We start from the raw sequence: 16,206 nt of genomic DNA on the forward strand, positions 1-16,206 counted from the left end.
CACACGCAGGTCGACGCCCCTCCCGAAGGCTTGCCGGTTCAGCTCCGGCCTGTGCTTGCTCTGCCTCGCCTTCGTCGGTGACCTCGCTGCCCAGGCGAGGCCATCCGGCGTAGTGGGCGCCGTCGAGGGAGCAATCGACGTCGACGGACGACTCGACGAGACCTCCTGGCAGGATGCGCGCCCCCTGCAGACGTTGACCATGGTGGAGCCGACAGAGGGTCGCTCGCCGACCTTCGCGACAGAGGTCCGTGTGGTCGCGGATGCTACGAACCTTTATGTCGGCGTTCGCGCTCTGGGACAGTCGCCGGCGCAAATCGTCTCCTACGCCAAAGCCCGCGACTCGGATCTTCGGTCCGAAGACCACGTGCGCATCATCCTGGACCCGTTCCTGGACGGACAGTCGGGCTACGTGTTCGCGGTCAATCCCGGGGGTGCGCGTTACGATGCGCTGGTCGCCGATCAGGGATTGGGCGAGAACGCCAGCTGGGATGCGGTCTGGGAGGCAGTGACCTCGCAGAGCGAAGAGGGATGGGTGGTGGAGGTCCGCATTCCCATCCGCAGCATCAGCTTCGGGCGAAGGCTCGATGCCTGGGGCTTCAACATCGAGCGCCGCGTGCAGCGTGCGCTGGAGGTGAGCCGCTGGGCCAGCCCGACGCGCGACGCGCCGGTCACGCAGACCACTCGTGCGGGACGGATCACCGGACTCCCGGAGTTCGAGACCGGACTGGGACTCACGGTGCGCCCCTCCATCGCGGGCGGCTCCGCGCGCTCCGCGCCCGATCTGGAGTGGACAAGCGAGCTGGAGCCCAGCCTGGACGTCTTCCAGCGCTTGGGCTCGAACGTGACCGCGGCGGCTACGGTCAACACCGACTTCGCCGAGACCGAGGTCGACACGCGTCGCACCAACCTCACCCGCTTTCCGCTGTTCTTTCCGGAGAAGCGCTCCTTCTTCCTGGATGGCGCCGACATCTTCGACTTCGGCGCTGGCCTCTCGACTTCACAGAACCAGGACATCGTGCCGTTCTTCACACGTCGGATCGGCCTCGTGGAGGGACAGCAGGTGCCGATCCAGGCCGGAGGCAAGGTCAGTGGCCGGATGGGTCGCACCAACTTCGGCGGGTTGTTGGCCGGTACCGGTACCGTGGAGAATCTGACGGCGCCCACGCGCATGGGGGCCATCCGCCTCAAGCAGAACCTGCTGTCGCAGTCGAGCGCAGGGGTGCTGGCGACCTTCGGCGACCCCCTGGGGCGGGACGGTGCCTATATGGCGGGCGGTGACGTGGTCCTGAACACGTCCCATTTCCTGGGCACGCGCAACCTGGTGGTGGGGGCGTGGGGGTTGGTGACCGGGCGGGAGGACCTGAGGGGCGACCGCTCCGCGTTCGGCGGCATCGTCGACTACCCCAACGACGTGTGGGACGTCTGGCTCGCGTACAAGCGCATCGGGGACGCGTTCGACCCGTCGCTCGGATTCGTCCCCCGCCGCGGCGTGCATCTCGGCAACCTGGGGGTCAACTACCGGTGGTGGTCGCCTACACCCGCCGTGCGCAATCTCTACTTCGAGCTCGTGCCCACCTTGGCGTGGAACCTCGCCGGCAACCTGGAGAGCTACCGCATCTTCACGGCGCCCATCAATGCGCGCTTCGAAAGTGGGGACCGCTTCGAGTTCAATGTGCAGCCTCAGGGAGAACGCCTGCCCGAACCGTTCGAGATCACGGACGGCGTGGTGATTCCTGTCGGGACCTACGACTGGGTGCGCTACCGGGCCGAGATGGATTTCGCGGGGAAACGCCTGGTCAGCGGGCGCATCTCCTGGTGGTTCGGCCCGTTCTACGACGGGAATGTGAGCGAGCTCTCCCTGCGCCTGGCACTGAATCCCTCCGACCTGGTGAACGTCGAGTTGACATCCAACCGCAACCAGGGGACGGTCACGGCCGGCGAGCTGCTGCAAGAAGTATGGGGAGCGCGCGTGCGCATGAACGTCTCGCCGGACCTTCAGCTGACCGTCTTCGGGCAGTATGAGCGCGAGTCCCAGGAGTTCGGAGTCAACGCCCGCATGCGCTGGACGTTCGATCCACTCGGAGACGTCTTCGTCATCTACAACCACAATGCCACCGAGGATGGGCAGTTGGGCTGGCGTACGCAGGACAGCCAGCTACTGCTCAAGATCCAATACGCGTTCCGGCGCTGACCGCCGGGACCGGTGGCGATGGGTCGAGCCAGCGTATGCCGCTAGGGAGTGCGGCGCCTCGGGCCACGCCGGAGCACGAGTCTTCGGAAGGCCTGGATCACCGGGAGTTGTTCGACCCAGCGTGATGCGTCTGCTCGGTGGGGGTCGAGAGGGTGCGGATCCCCCGCGAAACCGTCGGGGATCTGCGTGTGCGTCACGGTACCGTCCTCGTCCACCTCGTGGTACTCGTACGCGGGCACCGACAACTCCTCGGGTGCATCCACGTCCACGAGTCGCACGCCGTAGCTGGAAAGCTCCCGGGTGGTCGCCTGTGGCGGGCTCATCCACGCACGCGTAGGCGAGGCGAAGAACATGTACTGGGCCGCGCGATTCACCGAGAGAACGCGGTACTTGAATAGCTCGCCGCCAAAGAACACGCTCTGCGTCACGTTCTGATCCGCAACGCCGGACGTCAGGTCCGGCTCGAACCCCGGCTCGAACACGAGCGAGGTCGGATCGCCGAGGCTGGTGAAGCGAGCGATGGGGCGCCCTGCGTTGATCTGGACCAGGGCGGCCCGTCGGGGGGCCAGGAAGTCGGCATAGGGCTCGATGCGACCGGACGGCGCGCGTCGGAGCACGAGCTCGATGGCGTCGTCGTCACGACGCTTGCGGACCGCGCGGCTGCAGGTATCGAGCGACGCCTGCATCTCGTAGGGGAGATTGGTGGTCTCCTCGGCGCTGCACAGGATCTCGTCGTCTCCGACCTGGATCCAGCGTGTGTCTCCCTTCCCGATCCAGTATTCCATGTGGTCGTGTACGTAGTGCGTGGCCACGCGCCAGAGCAGCGACGAGTCCTTGTAGAAGATCCGCGGGAAGACTTCGCGGGGGCCCTGACCCTCGGTCGCTGGAGGAACCACGTATCCCACGAAGAAGCCGAGTGCTTCGTCGTATCGGAAGCCGGTGAGGTAGAACGTGGTATCGAACAGCTCGAGCGCGAAGCGCGGCACGTAGCGCTCGAGGAAGGCGCCGAGGCTGCGGCGGGCTCGGCCCGCCGGCCTCAGGTGGGCGCCTTCCTCCAGCAACGCGCGGAAGCGCCGTCGGACCCTGGAGGCGTGCAGCTCGAGTGTGGGCCGAGGCTCAGCGGGGTTCGGCAAGCGGGACCTTCCTGGGTGCGGGAGGGGGCAGGGACGTCGTAGTCTGGGGGGTGGGCCGACGAGCCGCTACGGGGGTTGGGCCGCGGCCCGGCTTCCCCGAATCAGGAGGGAATGGTGCACACCCGAAGCCGCGGTATCCTGGCGCTGGTTGCGTGCCTGTCGCTGAGCGCGCTTCCGCTCTCCGGCCAGACGCCGGAGCAGCCGTACTTCGATTGGACCTCCATGGACGAGGTACCCTCCGAGCTCGCGGCCCGCCGAGGCCGTTTCCAGGTGGCTCTGCGGGGGGCGGAGCGGCCTGTGCTGCTGGTCCCTGGTGCCGAGGGCCTGTCCGACGGGGAGACGTTCCGGCAGGACGACGACTTCTGGTACCTGACCGGGCTGGAGGTGCCTCGCTCGATCCTCGCCATCGAGGGCGAGGGGAGCACGCTGTTCGTCCCGGAGCGTGACTTTCGCTTCGAGAATCCGGATCGACGGAACGACTTCCCTGGTCGCGCCTTGGCCGCGGACCCGGAGTTGGCGCGTCACACCGGCATCGAACGCGTGCTGCCGTTCGACTCACTGGATGCTTTGCTGGCCACCATGGAAGGAGACGGCCGACCCGTGCTCGTCCATGCGGATCCGCGGCCTGTCCCGCTGCCGCTGTTCGGCCCCCCGCCGACGGCCGCCCAGCGCCTGGTGACCTGGTTGGCCGCCCGGCACCCCAGCCTGGAGCGGCGCGACGCGACGCCGCTCTTTCAGAGGATCCGCGCGGTGAAGACGGCCTCCGAGATCCGGCGCATCCGCCGTGCGGCAATGCTCACCGCTTCAGCGATCGCCGAGTCCGTGGCCTTCGTTCGCGACGGGGTCAGCGAGCGCGAGCTGGAAGCCCGCTTCGAAGCCGCGTGCAAGCGCGGGGGCGCGCAGCGCATCCCCTTTCATCCGATCATCAAGTCGGGCCCCAACGCGCTGTGGCCCTGGCGGATCCTGGCCGCGCACTACGATCGTCGGAACCGCGCCATGCGGAGCGGGGAGGTGGTCGTCTTCGACGTCGGTTGCGAGCTGGATCACTACCTCAGCGACGTCGGGCGCACGTTTCCCGTGTCCGGGCGTTTCACCGCCGAGCAGCGGGAGCTCCTGGAGATGGAAGTGAGCGTCTCGGACAGGATCCTGGAGGCCATTCGCCCGGGTGTCACCTTCGCGGAGCTGCGAGCCGTAGCGGATCAGGCCATCCCGGCGCACGAGAGGCCGTACATGCAAGCGGCACTGTTCTTCGGTCACGCCATCGGGCTGTCGACGGGCGACCCTTTCGACGAGACGGCGCCACTCGAGCCGGGCATGGTCTTCACCGTCGAACCCTGGTACTACAACCACGAGCGTGGGCTGAGCGTCTTCACGGAAGACGTGGTGGTGGTCACGGAGACAGGAGTGGAGGTCTTGACGGCCGGACTCCCGCGGAGCCCGGCCGCCCTGGAAGCGCTGGTGGGCGCGGTGGTGCCCCAGTAGATGGCCGTACGAGGGGGCACCAATCGAACCCGACGCACCTACCGAACGGACAGCGTCCTGCTCACGACGCCGAAATTGCCTTTCCTGGGATCCATGGCCAGGACCTCGAGCTGGAAGCTCCCGGTGCGAGCGAGCGTCAGCGTGCCCTCGTAGACGCTGGTGGTGCCACTGAAGGCGAGGGGCGTCTCCGCGATCACGGCGTCGTCTGCCAGCACGCGCGCCACGATCTCGTAGTCGTTGGCGTCCCAGAGGCCGCCGGGCTCGGTGGGGCAGCCGCAGAGCATGGTGACGCGGGCGCGCACGGGGATGGCCTCGCCGCGTGCGGCGCCCTCGGGTGTCGGATCCTGGAGCTCCACGGTGAAGCCCCACAGCTCGAGGCGGATTCCCTCGCCCAGCACGTGCTTGCCAGGTACCAGCAGCATGGTCTGCGTGGCGCGTTGGGTGGCCCAGGGCGCCCCCAGCGGCCCCTCGGCCACGATCTCGACCACGGTGGGGCGCATCAGGTCCAAGGTGGCCCGGAAGGCCGCCGCGCCCTCCGTATCGTAGATCTGGGCACCCCGCTCGTGCGGTCCCATGATGCGGGACGTCTCTCCCGTCGAGCCTTCGTGCAGCCCCTCCGCCAACACGGCCCCCGAGCGGGCATCGCGGATCGTGACGCGAGCGCCGCCTACCCCCGACCCGATCAGCTTGGCGTCGTGGGCGCTCACCCGCACCACGACCTCCGTGGGGGTCTGAGCGGCGGCCCACGCTGGGAGAGCCAGAGCGAGGGCGGTCACGAGCGATAGGGCCGATCTCATTGTGTTGCCTCCTGTTGTGGGGCCGGGGCCAGGCGATGAGCCCGACCGACCCGGAAGGGGACTTCCCGACAGACATGCCCGAGCCCGGCCACGACTCTGAGGGAGCAAGCGGCGCCGGGAAAGCCCGGCCCCTGGCCCACTCGACCGGGAGCGAAGGAATGCGCGTTCGCGACTACATGACGACCGCCGTGTTCTATCTGAAGGCCGACCGCGGGCTGGTGGGAGCTCGGGAGATCATGAACTGGGCGCATGTGCGGCACGTTCCAGTCGTCGACGAGCGCCGCTGTGTGATCGGTGTGCTGAGCCACCGCGACATCGTGCGGGCGTCGGCCTCCCCGTTCGACGCCGGCGAAGGTCATCTGCAGGTCTCGCAGCGCGTCTGGAGCGTTCCGGTTACAGAGGTCATGTCCCAGAACGTTCGCACCATCAAGCCCGACGCGTCCATCCGTGAGGCTGCCCGGACCATGCGCGAGGGAAAGTTCGGCTGCCTTCCCGTCGTGGACGACGCGGGCGTCCTGGTCGGCATCATCACCGAGCACGACCTGCTGTGGGTCGTCGAGGCGCTCGCCCCAGAGCCCGAGGACGCCGACTGAAGGCCCGCTCGGCTCAGTGGGACAGCACGCCCGACATGCCTTTGAGCCCAAGCTCCATCATCGTCCAGGCAGAGCCGGCATGGAACGGCTCGCCGGCGCGGAACCGCATCGGCAGATAGAAACCCAGCATCTTCTTTCCGAGCCTCCAGGCCGGGGAGACCCCCACGCGATAGTCCGAGCCGGCGTCCGGGCGGACCTCCACGGGGCGCTGTGGGTCGCCGGTCAGGCGGAGAGGCACCTGGGCGAAGACGGCTTTGTCGAACTGCTCCATCACGCACATCGAGACCGGATCGAACGCGATGCGGGGTGGCTTGCCCCGCACGGCGCCGATGATGTCCTCGGCCACCGCGTCCGCCTGCAGGAAGGCGAGGAAGGCTTGTTTCACGGGGAAGTCCCCCGCGTCGCCCGGCGCGTAGATTCCCTCGACGCCCAGCACCGAGCGGCTCGGTGACTCCGTACGAATGAAGCCACGATCGTCCGTGGGCAAGCCGTCGAAGTCCACCGCTGCCACATAGGGTGGAAAAGCGACCAGGAGATCGTACGGAATCTCCTCGCCGTTCCGGTAGCGCACCCGATCCTCGAGCACCTCCACGACTTCCCAGTCTCGATACCCGACGATCCTCCGCTCCTGGAACTCCCCCTCGACGACCTCGTCGATCTTGGGGCCGAACGCCTGGATGTAGGCGTGCTCGCAGGTGGTCCAGACCAGCTCGATGGCTTCGCGCACGCCCTCGCGACGAAGGTGCGTGTCGACCATGAACACCAGTTCATACAGGGGTCCGGCGCACTTGTTGTTCGGGGGAATCAGGAACAGGATGCGGCTCACCTGACCCGCACGGGCGCGCGCGATCGTCTCCGTGAGGCTGCGCCCCAGTTGCTGCATGTCGTGCGGCGTCCAGATGGGGTTGCCGAAATCCGCCAGTCCCGGAATCTCGGAGGGACGCATGGCCGCGCCGGTGGCTACGATGAGGTCGTCGAACGACAAGTTCGAACTGGAGCTCAGGTGGACACGCCGGGCGGCGACATCGATGCCCACGGCGCGCGCATGCACCAGCTCGATGCCCTGACGGTCGCACGGCTCCCGGAGCGGCACCCGGAACTGATCCGGATCGGCCCCGAAGGGGACGTAGATCGTGTTGGGTCGAAAGAGGAAGGTGTTGTCGTCCGACACCAGCGTGAGGTGGACGTCGTCATGCAGCCGGTGACGCAGCAGGAACGCGGATTCGAGTCCCGCGAATCCCCCTCCCAACACCACCACGCGCCGTGCCATGGCCGTCCCTCCGACTGAAGCGTGTGGTTCGCGCAGCCGCGCCAGCTACCATAGATGGGTCTACCTCCGTGATCTGTAGGGAGTTGCGTCGCGACGGCTGTCGGGAGCCGCCCCACGGCCCGGTGGTGTGCAGAGGCTTGACCACGAGGCCAGGCCCTCTTTATTCAGGGGCCGCCTTCCCCAGCACGCAGGTCCACCGCGTTTGACGACCGCACCCCGCACGCAGCGTTCGATCCTCCTCTTCTGGGTGCCGCTGGCGGCCACCTGGCTGATGATGGCGCTGGAGGGCCCCTTCGTGGCCGCCGTCATCGCGCGCATGGCAGACCCGGCCTACAACCTGGCTGCCTATGGCGTCACCTTCGCCGTGGGCTTCCTGGTGGAGGCTCCGGTTCTGATGCTTCTGTCCACGTCGACCGCGCTGGCCTCGGACGGTGAGATCTTCAGGCGCCTGCGCGCGTTCGCCTACGCGCTGTGCGCGCTCTCGACCCTCGGTCTCCTGTTGGTGCTCATGCCCCCGGTGTACCGGACCGTGATCGAGGGCTGGGTGGCGCTTCCGCCGGAGGTGTCGCGCCTCACCTATCCGTCCCTCTGGGTACTGCTGCCCTGGCCGGCCGCGATCGGATATCGGCGGTTCTACCAGGGAATCCTGATCCGCGACGACCGCACTCGACTGGTGGCGCTGGGAACGTTGGTGCGTCTGCTCGGGATGGCCGTCGCTTCCCTGGTGCTGTTTCACGCGGACGTGTGGCCGGGTGCGCTGGTGGCTGCCACCGCCCTGGTGATCGGTGTGGTGGGTGAGTCCTTGGCCACACGCTGGATGGCCTCGGACAGCATCGCCCGCCTGGGTCGTCAGGAGCGCGATCCCGCGGCGGGCGCGCCGCTCGACTACCGGGGCATCGCTCGATTCTACTATCCGTTGGCGCTGACGTCGCTCATCGGTCTCGCGGTTCAACCGATGCTCACCTTCTTCATGGGCCGAGCGCCGGCCCCCCTCGAGTCGCTGGCGGTCTTTCCGGTGGTGCACTCGCTCGGGTTCGTCTTCCGGGCCGCGTGCCTCGCATTCCAGGAGGTTGCCATCGCCCTGCTGGGATCGCGGGCCGAGCATCTTCCCGAGCTGCGTCGCACGACCTGGACGCTGGCGCTGGCCACTTCCGGCGTCCTGGCGGCGATGGCGGTCACTCCACTGGCGAGCGTCTGGTTCGAGACGGTCTCCGGATTGCCGCCCGCGCTCGCGCGCTTCGCCTATCTGCCCACCGTGCTGCTCATCCCCATCCCCTTCGCCACCGCCTTCCTCTCCCTGTTCCGCGGCGTGCTGGTCATCGCCCACCGCACCGGACCGATCACGCGCGCTACGGCGATCGAAACGCTCACCATCGCGTTGGGATTCCCCCTCCTCACGGCGGGATTCGGCGTGGTTGGCGTCACGGCGGCCCTGTGCTCGTTCCTCCTGGGGCGCGTCGCGGGGGTGGCGAGCCTCGTCCCGACCGTCCGCAGGACCCTCGTGAGCCTGGGGGCCACGACCTGAGTCGGGGTCCCGTGCGCCCGGGACGAGGGGAGCGCGGGGGCCTCGATGGCATCCTCCCCTCGTTCGCTCGATCGTGGCACAGGTCTGGCCTTTCCGAGGGCGGATCCCTGGATCCGGTGCTGTTGCGGGACTCCCACAGAAGGGAGGGCAATCCCCGCGATCGCGGGCTTTTTCCGCCCGGGCACTGGTCCAACAATTGGAACGAAGTATCGAAGCCGCGGCATGACGGAACCCGAACGTCCCACGAGCACCCGGAGCGCCTCGACCATCGGGCGTGTCTGGACGCTGAGCCTGACGCTCATGGCCTGCGCGGCGGCGCTGGTCGTCGCAGGGGGTGTGTTCTTTCGTAGCCGGGCTACCATCGAGGAAATCGAGTCCCTGGGTCAGGGGCTGGATCTCCTGCGCCTGGAGCGGGATGTAGGCTTCGCGGCCGGCACGGCCGAGTTGCGGGCCCTCTGGCTGCTCTACGACGGCAGTGGTGAGAGCGAGTACCGCACGGCCGTGGAGCGGTTCGAGAAGGAGATGGACCGCTCCAGCCAGGTCCTGGCCAGCCTGCCGGCCACCGACGCCTGGCAGCCCGTGGTGCAGCGATTGGCCGGCCTGGCAACGGAGGCCTCCGACTATCTGGCCGGCCCACGGACCCCGAGCGAGGTCCGGGGATGGATGGAGGACTTCCCGGAGCGCTTCAGCGGCATCTTCCCGTCCGATCCCCGGGGACGGTGGTCGGCGCTGCTCGGGACGGTGCAGGGCGCTCAGTACGCCATCTACAGTGGCTTCGGATACGGAGAGCTGGCGCTGAGCCGCCACGCGTTCCTGCAGGGGATCACTCCGACGGACGCGTCCCTCGTGCCCGTGCTCACGGCCAACGCGGGGAATCTCGAGCAACTGGGCGTCACCCGCCCCGAGGGATTCTCACCCTTCGAAGAGGACCTGGACATCGCGCGCGCCGTTTCTGCGGACGCTCAGATCGGCGTCTTGGTGCAGAGCCTGCGCACCGGGCCGAGGGTGCGCCGTGTGGAGGGCGACATCGACTACCTGGTCGGTCGCTCCCGCGTGCCTTGGTTCTCGAACGAGCAGCAGCTCCTCCTCTTCACCCTGGACCTGGCCGCCGAGTTGGACGAGAGCGCGGAGGAGGTCTTGAGTCGGGCCGAGAACCTGCTCGCGGTGGCGCGTGTGCGCGCCATTCGCGACAGCCGCGGGGCCCTGGCCGCGGCGATCATGGCGTTCGGCCTGGGCGCGGTGCTGCTGAGCCTGCTCTGGCGGGGGCGCCAGCGGGAGGAAGCACACCTCCGCAGCGTGGCCGAGACCGATGCGCTCACGGGCATCTGCAACCGCTTCGCCCTCTTCGCGCGGGAGCAGACTCGGCTCCGCAACCCCGAGGCGGCTCCGTTCGCGCTCGTGCACATGGACCTCGATCACTTCAAGGAGATCAACGACCGCTACGGGCACGCGGTGGGTGACGCCGCCCTGGTCGAGTTCGCCAAGGTGTGCCGAAGCGTGGTCAGGGCATCCAGCGACACCGTGGCCCGCATCGGCGGTGACGAGTTCGTCATTGTGCTGCACGGGCTCGCGGACCCCCATCAGGAAGCGGAGACCGTGGTGGATCGCATCCACGCCCTGCTCGAGACTCCCATGGACTTGCTCGGGCATCGGCTCTCGATCAAGACCAGCGCAGGCATCGCCGTCGCTACCGAGCCCGTTGAGTTGGAGAACCTGCTCCATCAGGCGGACGTGGCGCTCCTGGAAGCCAAGAAGGCACATCCGAGCCGGCGCACCATCTTCCAGAGAAACCTGCACGGCAATCTCATCCATGAGATCGAAGATGCGTTGAGGGAAGGCCGTGTACAGCCGGTCTTCCAGCCCATCGTTCGAGCGACGAATCACCAGACCGCCGGATTCGAGGTATTGGCGCGTTGGGTGCGGGAAGACGGCACCCAGGTCCCTTCCGAGAGCCTCGTGCGCGTGCTCCAATCGCTGGGGATCACCAGCCGTTGGCTTCGCATCATCCTGGCACGCATCGCCGAGATCGAGCCCCAGCTGGGCGACGATCTGAAGGGACGCTTCTGGATCAATGTCAGCCTGGCCGACCTGGTTGCGCGGGGAGACGAGGCGATCCCCGCGTTGTTCCAGGCTTCCGGGATTCCGCTGCAGCGCCTCGGTGTGGAGGTAACCGAGCGCGTCTGTCGCGCCGACCTCGTAGCCGTGCGCGAGACCCTGCGTGAACTTCGAGCGCTGGGGGTCCAGGTGGCACTGGATGACCTGGGCAGCGACGGTGTGCCGCTGCGTCATCTCCTCGACCTGCCCCTCGATCGCGTGAAGCTGGATGGAGGTCTCATCCGCGGGTTGGAGCGGTCGGAGAACGTGCGTCACATCGTGCAAGGACTGTTCGCGATCGCGGTGCACCTGAAGCTGCAGATCGTGGCGGAGCAGATCGAGACTCCCGAAGAGCAGCGTGCCCTGGTGCAGCTCGGGGTGACGTACCTTCAGGGGAATCTCATCCGTGGGGCCGTGCCGGCGGACGAGGTGGTGGCCATCGTGCGTTCGGGCCATCCCAGCCCCGTACACGGGGTCGCCTGATCCCGGGAGCACGCACCGGCGCTTCTCCGTGCGCCTCCACTCCGTGCACCCCCAGTCCGTGTAGCGTCACTCCGCGCATCGCCAAAGCCTTCGCTTGACGGCGGAGCGCACCGGCCCGAATCTGGCCGGGGCAGTCGGCGAGGGGACCTGGTAGGTTCTCCCTCCTGCGTGCTCGGTGGAGCCGCGAGGGGCGCCCACCTCGTGAACGCTTGACCCCGTGAGGCGGTCGTGAGCCTTCCGCTCATCTCCCTGCTGGCGTTGTTGGCGGCGATTCTCATCAGCAGCTTCACCCGCGTCAACGTCGGCGTGCTCGCCATTGCCTTCGCGTTCATCATCGGAACGGGACTGGGCGACCTCGGCGTGCGGGACGTGGTGCGGGGCTTTCCCTCCAACCTCTTCCTGACGCTTGTGGGCATCACGCTTCTGTTCTCGATGGCGAGGCAGAACGGGACCCTGGACCGCATCACCAGCGCCGCCTTGGGGCTGGCGCGCGGACGGGCCGGCCTGGTGCCGGTGGTCTTTTTTCTCCTGGCCCTGGTGTTCGCCACGGCAGGGCCCGGGAACATCGCAGCCACGGCCATGCTGGCGCCGGTCGCCATGGCCGCGGCAGGTCGGGCCGGGATTCCCCCGTTGCTCATGGCGGTGCTGGTGTGCAACGGAGCCAATGCCGGCGGGCTCTCACCGATCGCACCCACCGGGATCATCGCCAACGATCTGATGGCGCAGATCGGGTTGGTGGGATTCGAGTGGCGCAACTACTTGAACGCACTCGTTGCGCAGACGTTCGTGGCGGTGATCGGATTCCTGGTGCTCGGAGGGCCCAAGCTGTTGGCCGCGGGCGGGAAGCGCGTGGACGGTGCTATGATGGGGCTCGAGCGCCAGGAATGGCAGTGGCAGCAGAAGTGGACGCTGATCGTGATCGGGCTCTTGTTGGTGGCGATCGTGCTCCTCGATCTGGACGTGGTGATGGGCGCATTCCTGGCGGCGGGCCTGTTGTCGGTGTCCGGGGCGACGGACGAGCAGGAGGCCCTGGCCAAGGTGCCCTGGGCGGCCATCCTGCTGGTGTGCGGCGTGACGGTCCTGGTGGCGATCGTCGGGAGCAGCGGAGGCATCGACCTGGCTGCGCGCTGGATGGCCGGGGCGTCCAATCCCGTGAGCGTGAACGGACTCATCGCCTTCGTGACCGGGGTGCTGTCCGTCTACGCCAGCACCTCGGGTGTCATCCTGCCGGCCTTCATCCCCATGGTGCCCGGATTGGTCGAGAACCTCGGTGGCGGCGATATGTTGGCCATCACCTCGTCGATCAACGTGGGAGGCCACCTGGTGGATGTGTCTCCCCTGTCCACGCTCGGGGCGATCTGCCTCGCTGCGGCGCCCGATGAGGTGCGGAGCAAGCTCTTCAACCAGCTTCTCGTCTGGGGGCTCTCGATGTCACTGGTCGGGGCGGTGGTCTGCTGGGTGTTCTTCGGCATCCTGGGCTGAGGCACACCGGAGGGGCGTCCCCGGCGGGCTAGCGCGCGTCGGAGCCCGAGGTCGTGGCCTCCAGGAGATCACGAGCCAGGCGCTGCGCCAACGTCGTGGGGTCGGTCCCCAGATAGGGCACCCGCTCCGCGAACAGGTGCGCTCCGTCCGAAGCCCGCACCAATTGCACGAACACCAGCGAATCCGCGGCGCGCGCGCCACCCGATACGAGGAAGTCCGCTCCCAGTCGCTCGCCGATCGCCGGCGCGCCCTCTCCGGCGTCCACTGCGGCCTGCGTCGTGGCAGGCCCGATCACCGCCAGCCTTCCTTCGCCCAGCCGCGTCAGCTCGACGACCAGTGCCTCGCTGAGCGCGCGATTGAAGGCGCCCGTATCCCCCGCCCCGAACCCGGGGTCCGCGAGCGGAAGCAGAACCAGGCGCTCGAGCGATGCCTGGACGGGCGCTGCCCGGCCCCGGACCCACATCAGGCCCGCCACCACGACGAGCGCAGCGAGCGAGACGCGGATCGCGAAGCGCCGGTGGGTACGGGGGCGCGGCGTCCCCGCTCCCGCCACCCCGCGCTCGACCGGGACCAGAAAGCGATACCCTCGTCGTGGCAGGGTCTCGATGAAGCGAGGCGCGTCGGCGTTCTCGCCGAGCGCGGCGCGGATCTGACGGATGCAGTAGTTGATCCCCTGATCGAACTCGACCTTGGTCTCCGGCCAGATCCGAGCCTGCAGCTCCTCTCGGGACACCAGTTCGCCCCCGCGCGTGGCGAGTAGCGTCAACACCTGAGCCGGCTGGGGCTGCAGCCGCTGCGGACCGGTGGGTCCCAGCAGCTCGCCCGTGGCGACCTCGAAGGTGAACTCCCCAAAACGCAGGTGCGTGGGCGTGTCCATCGACGGCAAGCTAGGCGCGCCCAACGCCGGCCACCAGATGGGACCCATGCGGGCAGAGATCATCCAAGCTATTGTGCAACAACATCTTGGCTTGGACTCATCGGTTCCTCATCCACGCCTCAGCGCGGCTCCCTGGAACCGGAGGGTCCGTGGACCTAGGATCGCCCATGCTGCTTCCGCCGCTGCGGGAAGCATGCGCGATCGGCACCTCCAGATCGGAGATCCGTCCATGACGCTGTTCGTAGCGCGACGCTCGTTCCTCAGCCAGATGTTCTCCGGCGTCGCGGTTGGCCTGGCTCCCTCCGGTGCTCGCCGTCCCGGGGACTCGGCGCCCTCGGTCTTTCCACAACAGGATCCGGAGGTGGTCCAGGCGGTGGTGGGCGCGTCGCACAGCGACCTGGATCGTGTGCGAGAGCTGGTCGATGCGCGGCCGGCTCTGGCCCGCGCCACCTGGGACTGGGGCTTCGGCGACTGGGAGAGCGCGCTCGGTGCGGCATCCCACACGGGGCGCCGTGAGATCGCGGAGTACCTCATCCGCATGGGGGCTCGCCCCAACCTCTTCACAGCCGCCATGATGGGGCAACTCGCCGTGGTTCGCGCACTGGTGGAGGCGCAACCCGGGGTCGAGGCCATCCCGGGTCCCCACGGCATCACATTGCTGGCGCACGCGCGCGCAGGTGGCGAGCCGGCGCGCGCCGTCGTCGACTATCTGGAGGGCCTGGGCTCGGCCGACCCGCGGCCCCTCGATCTGCCGCTCAGCGACGCCGAGCGCGCTGCCCGAGTGGGGACCTACGGGGTCGAGGGCGGGACCCCGGGGAGCATCGAGATCGCCGAGAACCGCGGGCAGCTCACGCTCTCAGCGGACGGCGGTACACGGCGGATGCTCTTCCACCGCGGCGACGACCTGTACCACCCGGCCGGTGCCCCGGCCGTCGCGATTCGCCTCTACCTCGAGGGCGGTACGGCCACATGGCTCGACGTCAGCGACGGACCCGTGTCCGTGACCGCACGGCGGCGTCCCTAGGGAAGCTCACAGGCGGGGGCCCCGGCGTCCGGAGCGCCCCGGCCTTGAGCGCCGAGGTGGAACGGGGCCGTCCTCAGCCTGGCGGGTAGGCCACGCCCACCAGGAGCTGCCCAGCGATGCTCCGCGCCGGATAGACGACAGCGCGTTGTCCGCGCCCGGAGGTGAGGGCCGTGAACTCGACCAGCCGGGTCAGGCCCACCACCGTGCGTGCGTCGAGCGTGAGGCGGAGCGCACCCCACGAGAGCTCGGTGCCGACGCCGAGGAGGGCGCCCCATTCCCAGGCCTCACTGGTGAGCGAGTCCGGGTTGTGGTAGAGGTCGCAGTCGAACTCCCGCACCCGGGTGGGGAAGTCGAGAGGATCCGTGGTGGAGTACACGCAGGAACGTTGCTGCGCCGGTACCGCGCCTACCGTGATGTAGGCGGCGTCGCTGGCGCGCCGGCTGAGGAAGCGTTTGATGAGGACGGGGAACTCGTACCCGGTCCACAGGAGGCCTTCGTCGGGAGGCCCCAGGTCGAATCCACGTCGGACCGCTTGGCCCTCCACCTGGATCGACCAGTCGGCGGTCAGCGGGAGACGGGCCCATCCCCCCACCGTGCCCGAGTGTCGCCACAAGGGGTTGCCGTAGCGCATCCGGACCGTGGTGCTCGACCAACCGCCGCGAACGCCGACCAGCGCCTGAGCCGTGAGGGGTGCGTTTGCGAGCGTGGTCAGCAGCAGCGCCAGGCCAGCCCGGGCCGCCGCTCGCCGCAGGGCGCGCGTCATGGGGGCCCCACCTCGTGAACCGGGACCCAGCGGTACTCGCCCTGTAGCGATCCGGTGAAGGAACCGGTCAGTGCGCCCAGGACCGTGCCCAGGCCCACTCGCGGCCCGAACTCGCGGGCGAAGCCGGTGATCCCCGGACACGAGCCCGTGCGGCAGCCCAGCCAGGCGGCCACCCCCCAGGCCACCCCGGCCCCGGCGCCCCACTTCCAGCCCTGTTGCAGACCTTCCCAACCGGGGCTCGCGCTCACCCGGCAGCGAGCGTCCACGTGCGTGCCCTCGATGGGCACGATCAGTCGGATGTCTCCTCGGGCGAGAATGCGTACGGCATCGGTATCGACCGATTGGAAGGAGCCGAAGAGGGTCACCGGTCGTAGCGTGGCCGATCGATCGTCACTTCCTCGGGACAGTACCTCGTAGGTCACCACCCGGACGGTATCGCCCCTCGACAACTGGCACGCCTGCGCCGAGGCCGCCTGAGGGGCTATCAGCAGG

12 protein-coding genes and 1 pseudogene are annotated in these 16,206 nt (G+C 68.4%); 7 read left to right on the top strand and 6 right to left on the bottom strand.

Annotated elements, in window-relative coordinates:
* The first annotated feature begins 112 nt into the window (after positions 1–112).
* Positions 113–2,191, top strand: coding sequence for a DUF5916 domain-containing protein (locus tag R3E10_12780; GenBank protein ID MEZ4416615.1), 2,079 nt, complete (start codon positions 113–115; stop codon positions 2,189–2,191).
* Between the two features lie 41 nt (positions 2,192–2,232).
* On the opposite strand, the gene R3E10_12785 is transcribed toward R3E10_12780, so the two are convergent.
* Positions 2,233–3,324: a hypothetical protein gene (locus tag R3E10_12785; GenBank protein MEZ4416616.1), complete on the bottom strand. Its 1,092-nt coding sequence runs from the start codon at positions 3,322–3,324 to the stop codon at positions 2,233–2,235.
* A gap of 111 nt (positions 3,325–3,435) precedes the next feature.
* Between R3E10_12785 and R3E10_12790 the strand changes: the two genes are divergently transcribed.
* Positions 3,436–4,806 carry a Xaa-Pro peptidase family protein gene (locus tag R3E10_12790; protein ID MEZ4416617.1) on the top strand — a complete coding sequence of 457 codons (1,371 nt, stop codon included), beginning with the start codon at positions 3,436–3,438 and terminating at the stop codon, positions 4,804–4,806.
* Between the two features lie 38 nt (positions 4,807–4,844).
* Here the strand turns inward: R3E10_12790 and R3E10_12795 are convergent, their stop codons facing one another.
* Positions 4,845–5,603, bottom strand: a complete 759-nt coding sequence (locus R3E10_12795) for a hypothetical protein (GenBank protein MEZ4416618.1) — start codon at positions 5,601–5,603, stop codon at positions 4,845–4,847.
* Positions 5,604–5,761: 158 nt separating this feature from the next.
* On the opposite strand from R3E10_12795, the gene R3E10_12800 reads away from it, so the two are divergent.
* Positions 5,762–6,196, top strand: a complete 435-nt coding sequence (locus R3E10_12800; protein ID MEZ4416619.1) for a CBS domain-containing protein — start codon at positions 5,762–5,764, stop codon at positions 6,194–6,196.
* A gap of 13 nt (positions 6,197–6,209) precedes the next feature.
* On the opposite strand, the gene R3E10_12805 is transcribed toward R3E10_12800, so the two are convergent.
* Positions 6,210–7,466, bottom strand: a complete 1,257-nt coding sequence (locus R3E10_12805; GenBank protein MEZ4416620.1) for an FAD-dependent oxidoreductase — start codon at positions 7,464–7,466, stop codon at positions 6,210–6,212.
* Between the two features lie 202 nt (positions 7,467–7,668).
* On the opposite strand from R3E10_12805, the gene R3E10_12810 reads away from it, so the two are divergent.
* The 3 genes from R3E10_12810 to R3E10_12820 all read left to right on the top strand — a co-directional run bounded on the left by R3E10_12810 (position 7,669) and on the right by R3E10_12820 (position 13,050).
* Positions 7,669–8,991 (top strand): hypothetical protein, encoded by a 1,323-nt coding sequence (locus R3E10_12810; protein MEZ4416621.1) that lies wholly within the window; start codon positions 7,669–7,671, stop codon positions 8,989–8,991.
* Between the two features lie 222 nt (positions 8,992–9,213).
* Positions 9,214–11,568 carry an EAL domain-containing protein gene (locus tag R3E10_12815; GenBank protein MEZ4416622.1) on the top strand — a complete coding sequence of 785 codons (2,355 nt, stop codon included), beginning with the start codon at positions 9,214–9,216 and terminating at the stop codon, positions 11,566–11,568.
* Positions 11,569–11,796: 228 nt separating this feature from the next.
* The gene (locus R3E10_12820) at positions 11,797–13,050 is read left to right on the top strand and encodes an SLC13 family permease (GenBank protein MEZ4416623.1); all 1,254 of its coding nucleotides are present in this window, start codon (positions 11,797–11,799) and stop codon (positions 13,048–13,050) included.
* Between the two features lie 28 nt (positions 13,051–13,078).
* On the opposite strand, the gene R3E10_12825 is transcribed toward R3E10_12820, so the two are convergent.
* Positions 13,079–13,990, bottom strand: a complete 912-nt coding sequence (locus R3E10_12825) for a winged helix-turn-helix domain-containing protein (protein ID MEZ4416624.1) — start codon at positions 13,988–13,990, stop codon at positions 13,079–13,081.
* A gap of 298 nt (positions 13,991–14,288) precedes the next feature.
* On the opposite strand from R3E10_12825, the pseudogene R3E10_12830 reads away from it, so the two are divergent.
* Positions 14,289–14,639, top strand: a pseudogene (locus R3E10_12830) (ankyrin repeat domain-containing protein).
* Between the two features lie 385 nt (positions 14,640–15,024).
* Here R3E10_12830 and R3E10_12835 read toward each other — a convergent pair.
* Together R3E10_12835 and R3E10_12840 are read right to left on the bottom strand one after the other, a co-directional pair.
* Positions 15,025–15,714 carry a hypothetical protein gene (locus tag R3E10_12835; GenBank protein ID MEZ4416625.1) on the bottom strand — a complete coding sequence of 230 codons (690 nt, stop codon included), beginning with the start codon at positions 15,712–15,714 and terminating at the stop codon, positions 15,025–15,027.
* Entirely contained in the window at positions 15,711–16,163 is a 453-nt protein-coding gene (locus tag R3E10_12840) for a hypothetical protein (GenBank protein ID MEZ4416626.1), read from the bottom strand. The genes R3E10_12835 and R3E10_12840 overlap by 4 nt, the downstream gene beginning before the upstream one ends.
* Between the last annotated feature and the right edge of the window lie 43 nt (positions 16,164–16,206).

It is taken from the genome of Gemmatimonadota bacterium (genome assembly GCA_041390105.1).
In the GTDB taxonomy this organism is placed as follows: Bacteria; Gemmatimonadota; Gemmatimonadetes; order Longimicrobiales; family Gaopeijiaceae; genus JAGQIF01.

Excerpts from the sequence above, each read along its gene's own strand:
- R3E10_12795 (MEZ4416618.1), bottom strand. The coding sequence starts at position 5,603 with ATGAGATCGGCCCTATCGCTCGTGACCGCCCTCGCTCTGGCTCTCCCA.
- R3E10_12815 (MEZ4416622.1), top strand. The coding sequence starts at position 9,214 with ATGACGGAACCCGAACGTCCCACGAGCACCCGGAGCGCCTCGACCATC.
- R3E10_12790 (MEZ4416617.1), top strand. The coding sequence starts at position 3,436 with ATGGTGCACACCCGAAGCCGCGGTATCCTGGCGCTGGTTGCGTGCCTG.
- R3E10_12800 (MEZ4416619.1), top strand. The coding sequence starts at position 5,762 with ATGCGCGTTCGCGACTACATGACGACCGCCGTGTTCTATCTGAAGGCC.
- R3E10_12825 (MEZ4416624.1), bottom strand. The coding sequence starts at position 13,990 with ATGATCTCTGCCCGCATGGGTCCCATCTGGTGGCCGGCGTTGGGCGCG.
- R3E10_12835 (MEZ4416625.1), bottom strand. The coding sequence starts at position 15,714 with ATGACGCGCGCCCTGCGGCGAGCGGCGGCCCGGGCTGGCCTGGCGCTG.
- R3E10_12805 (MEZ4416620.1), bottom strand. The coding sequence starts at position 7,466 with ATGGCACGGCGCGTGGTGGTGTTGGGAGGGGGATTCGCGGGACTCGAA.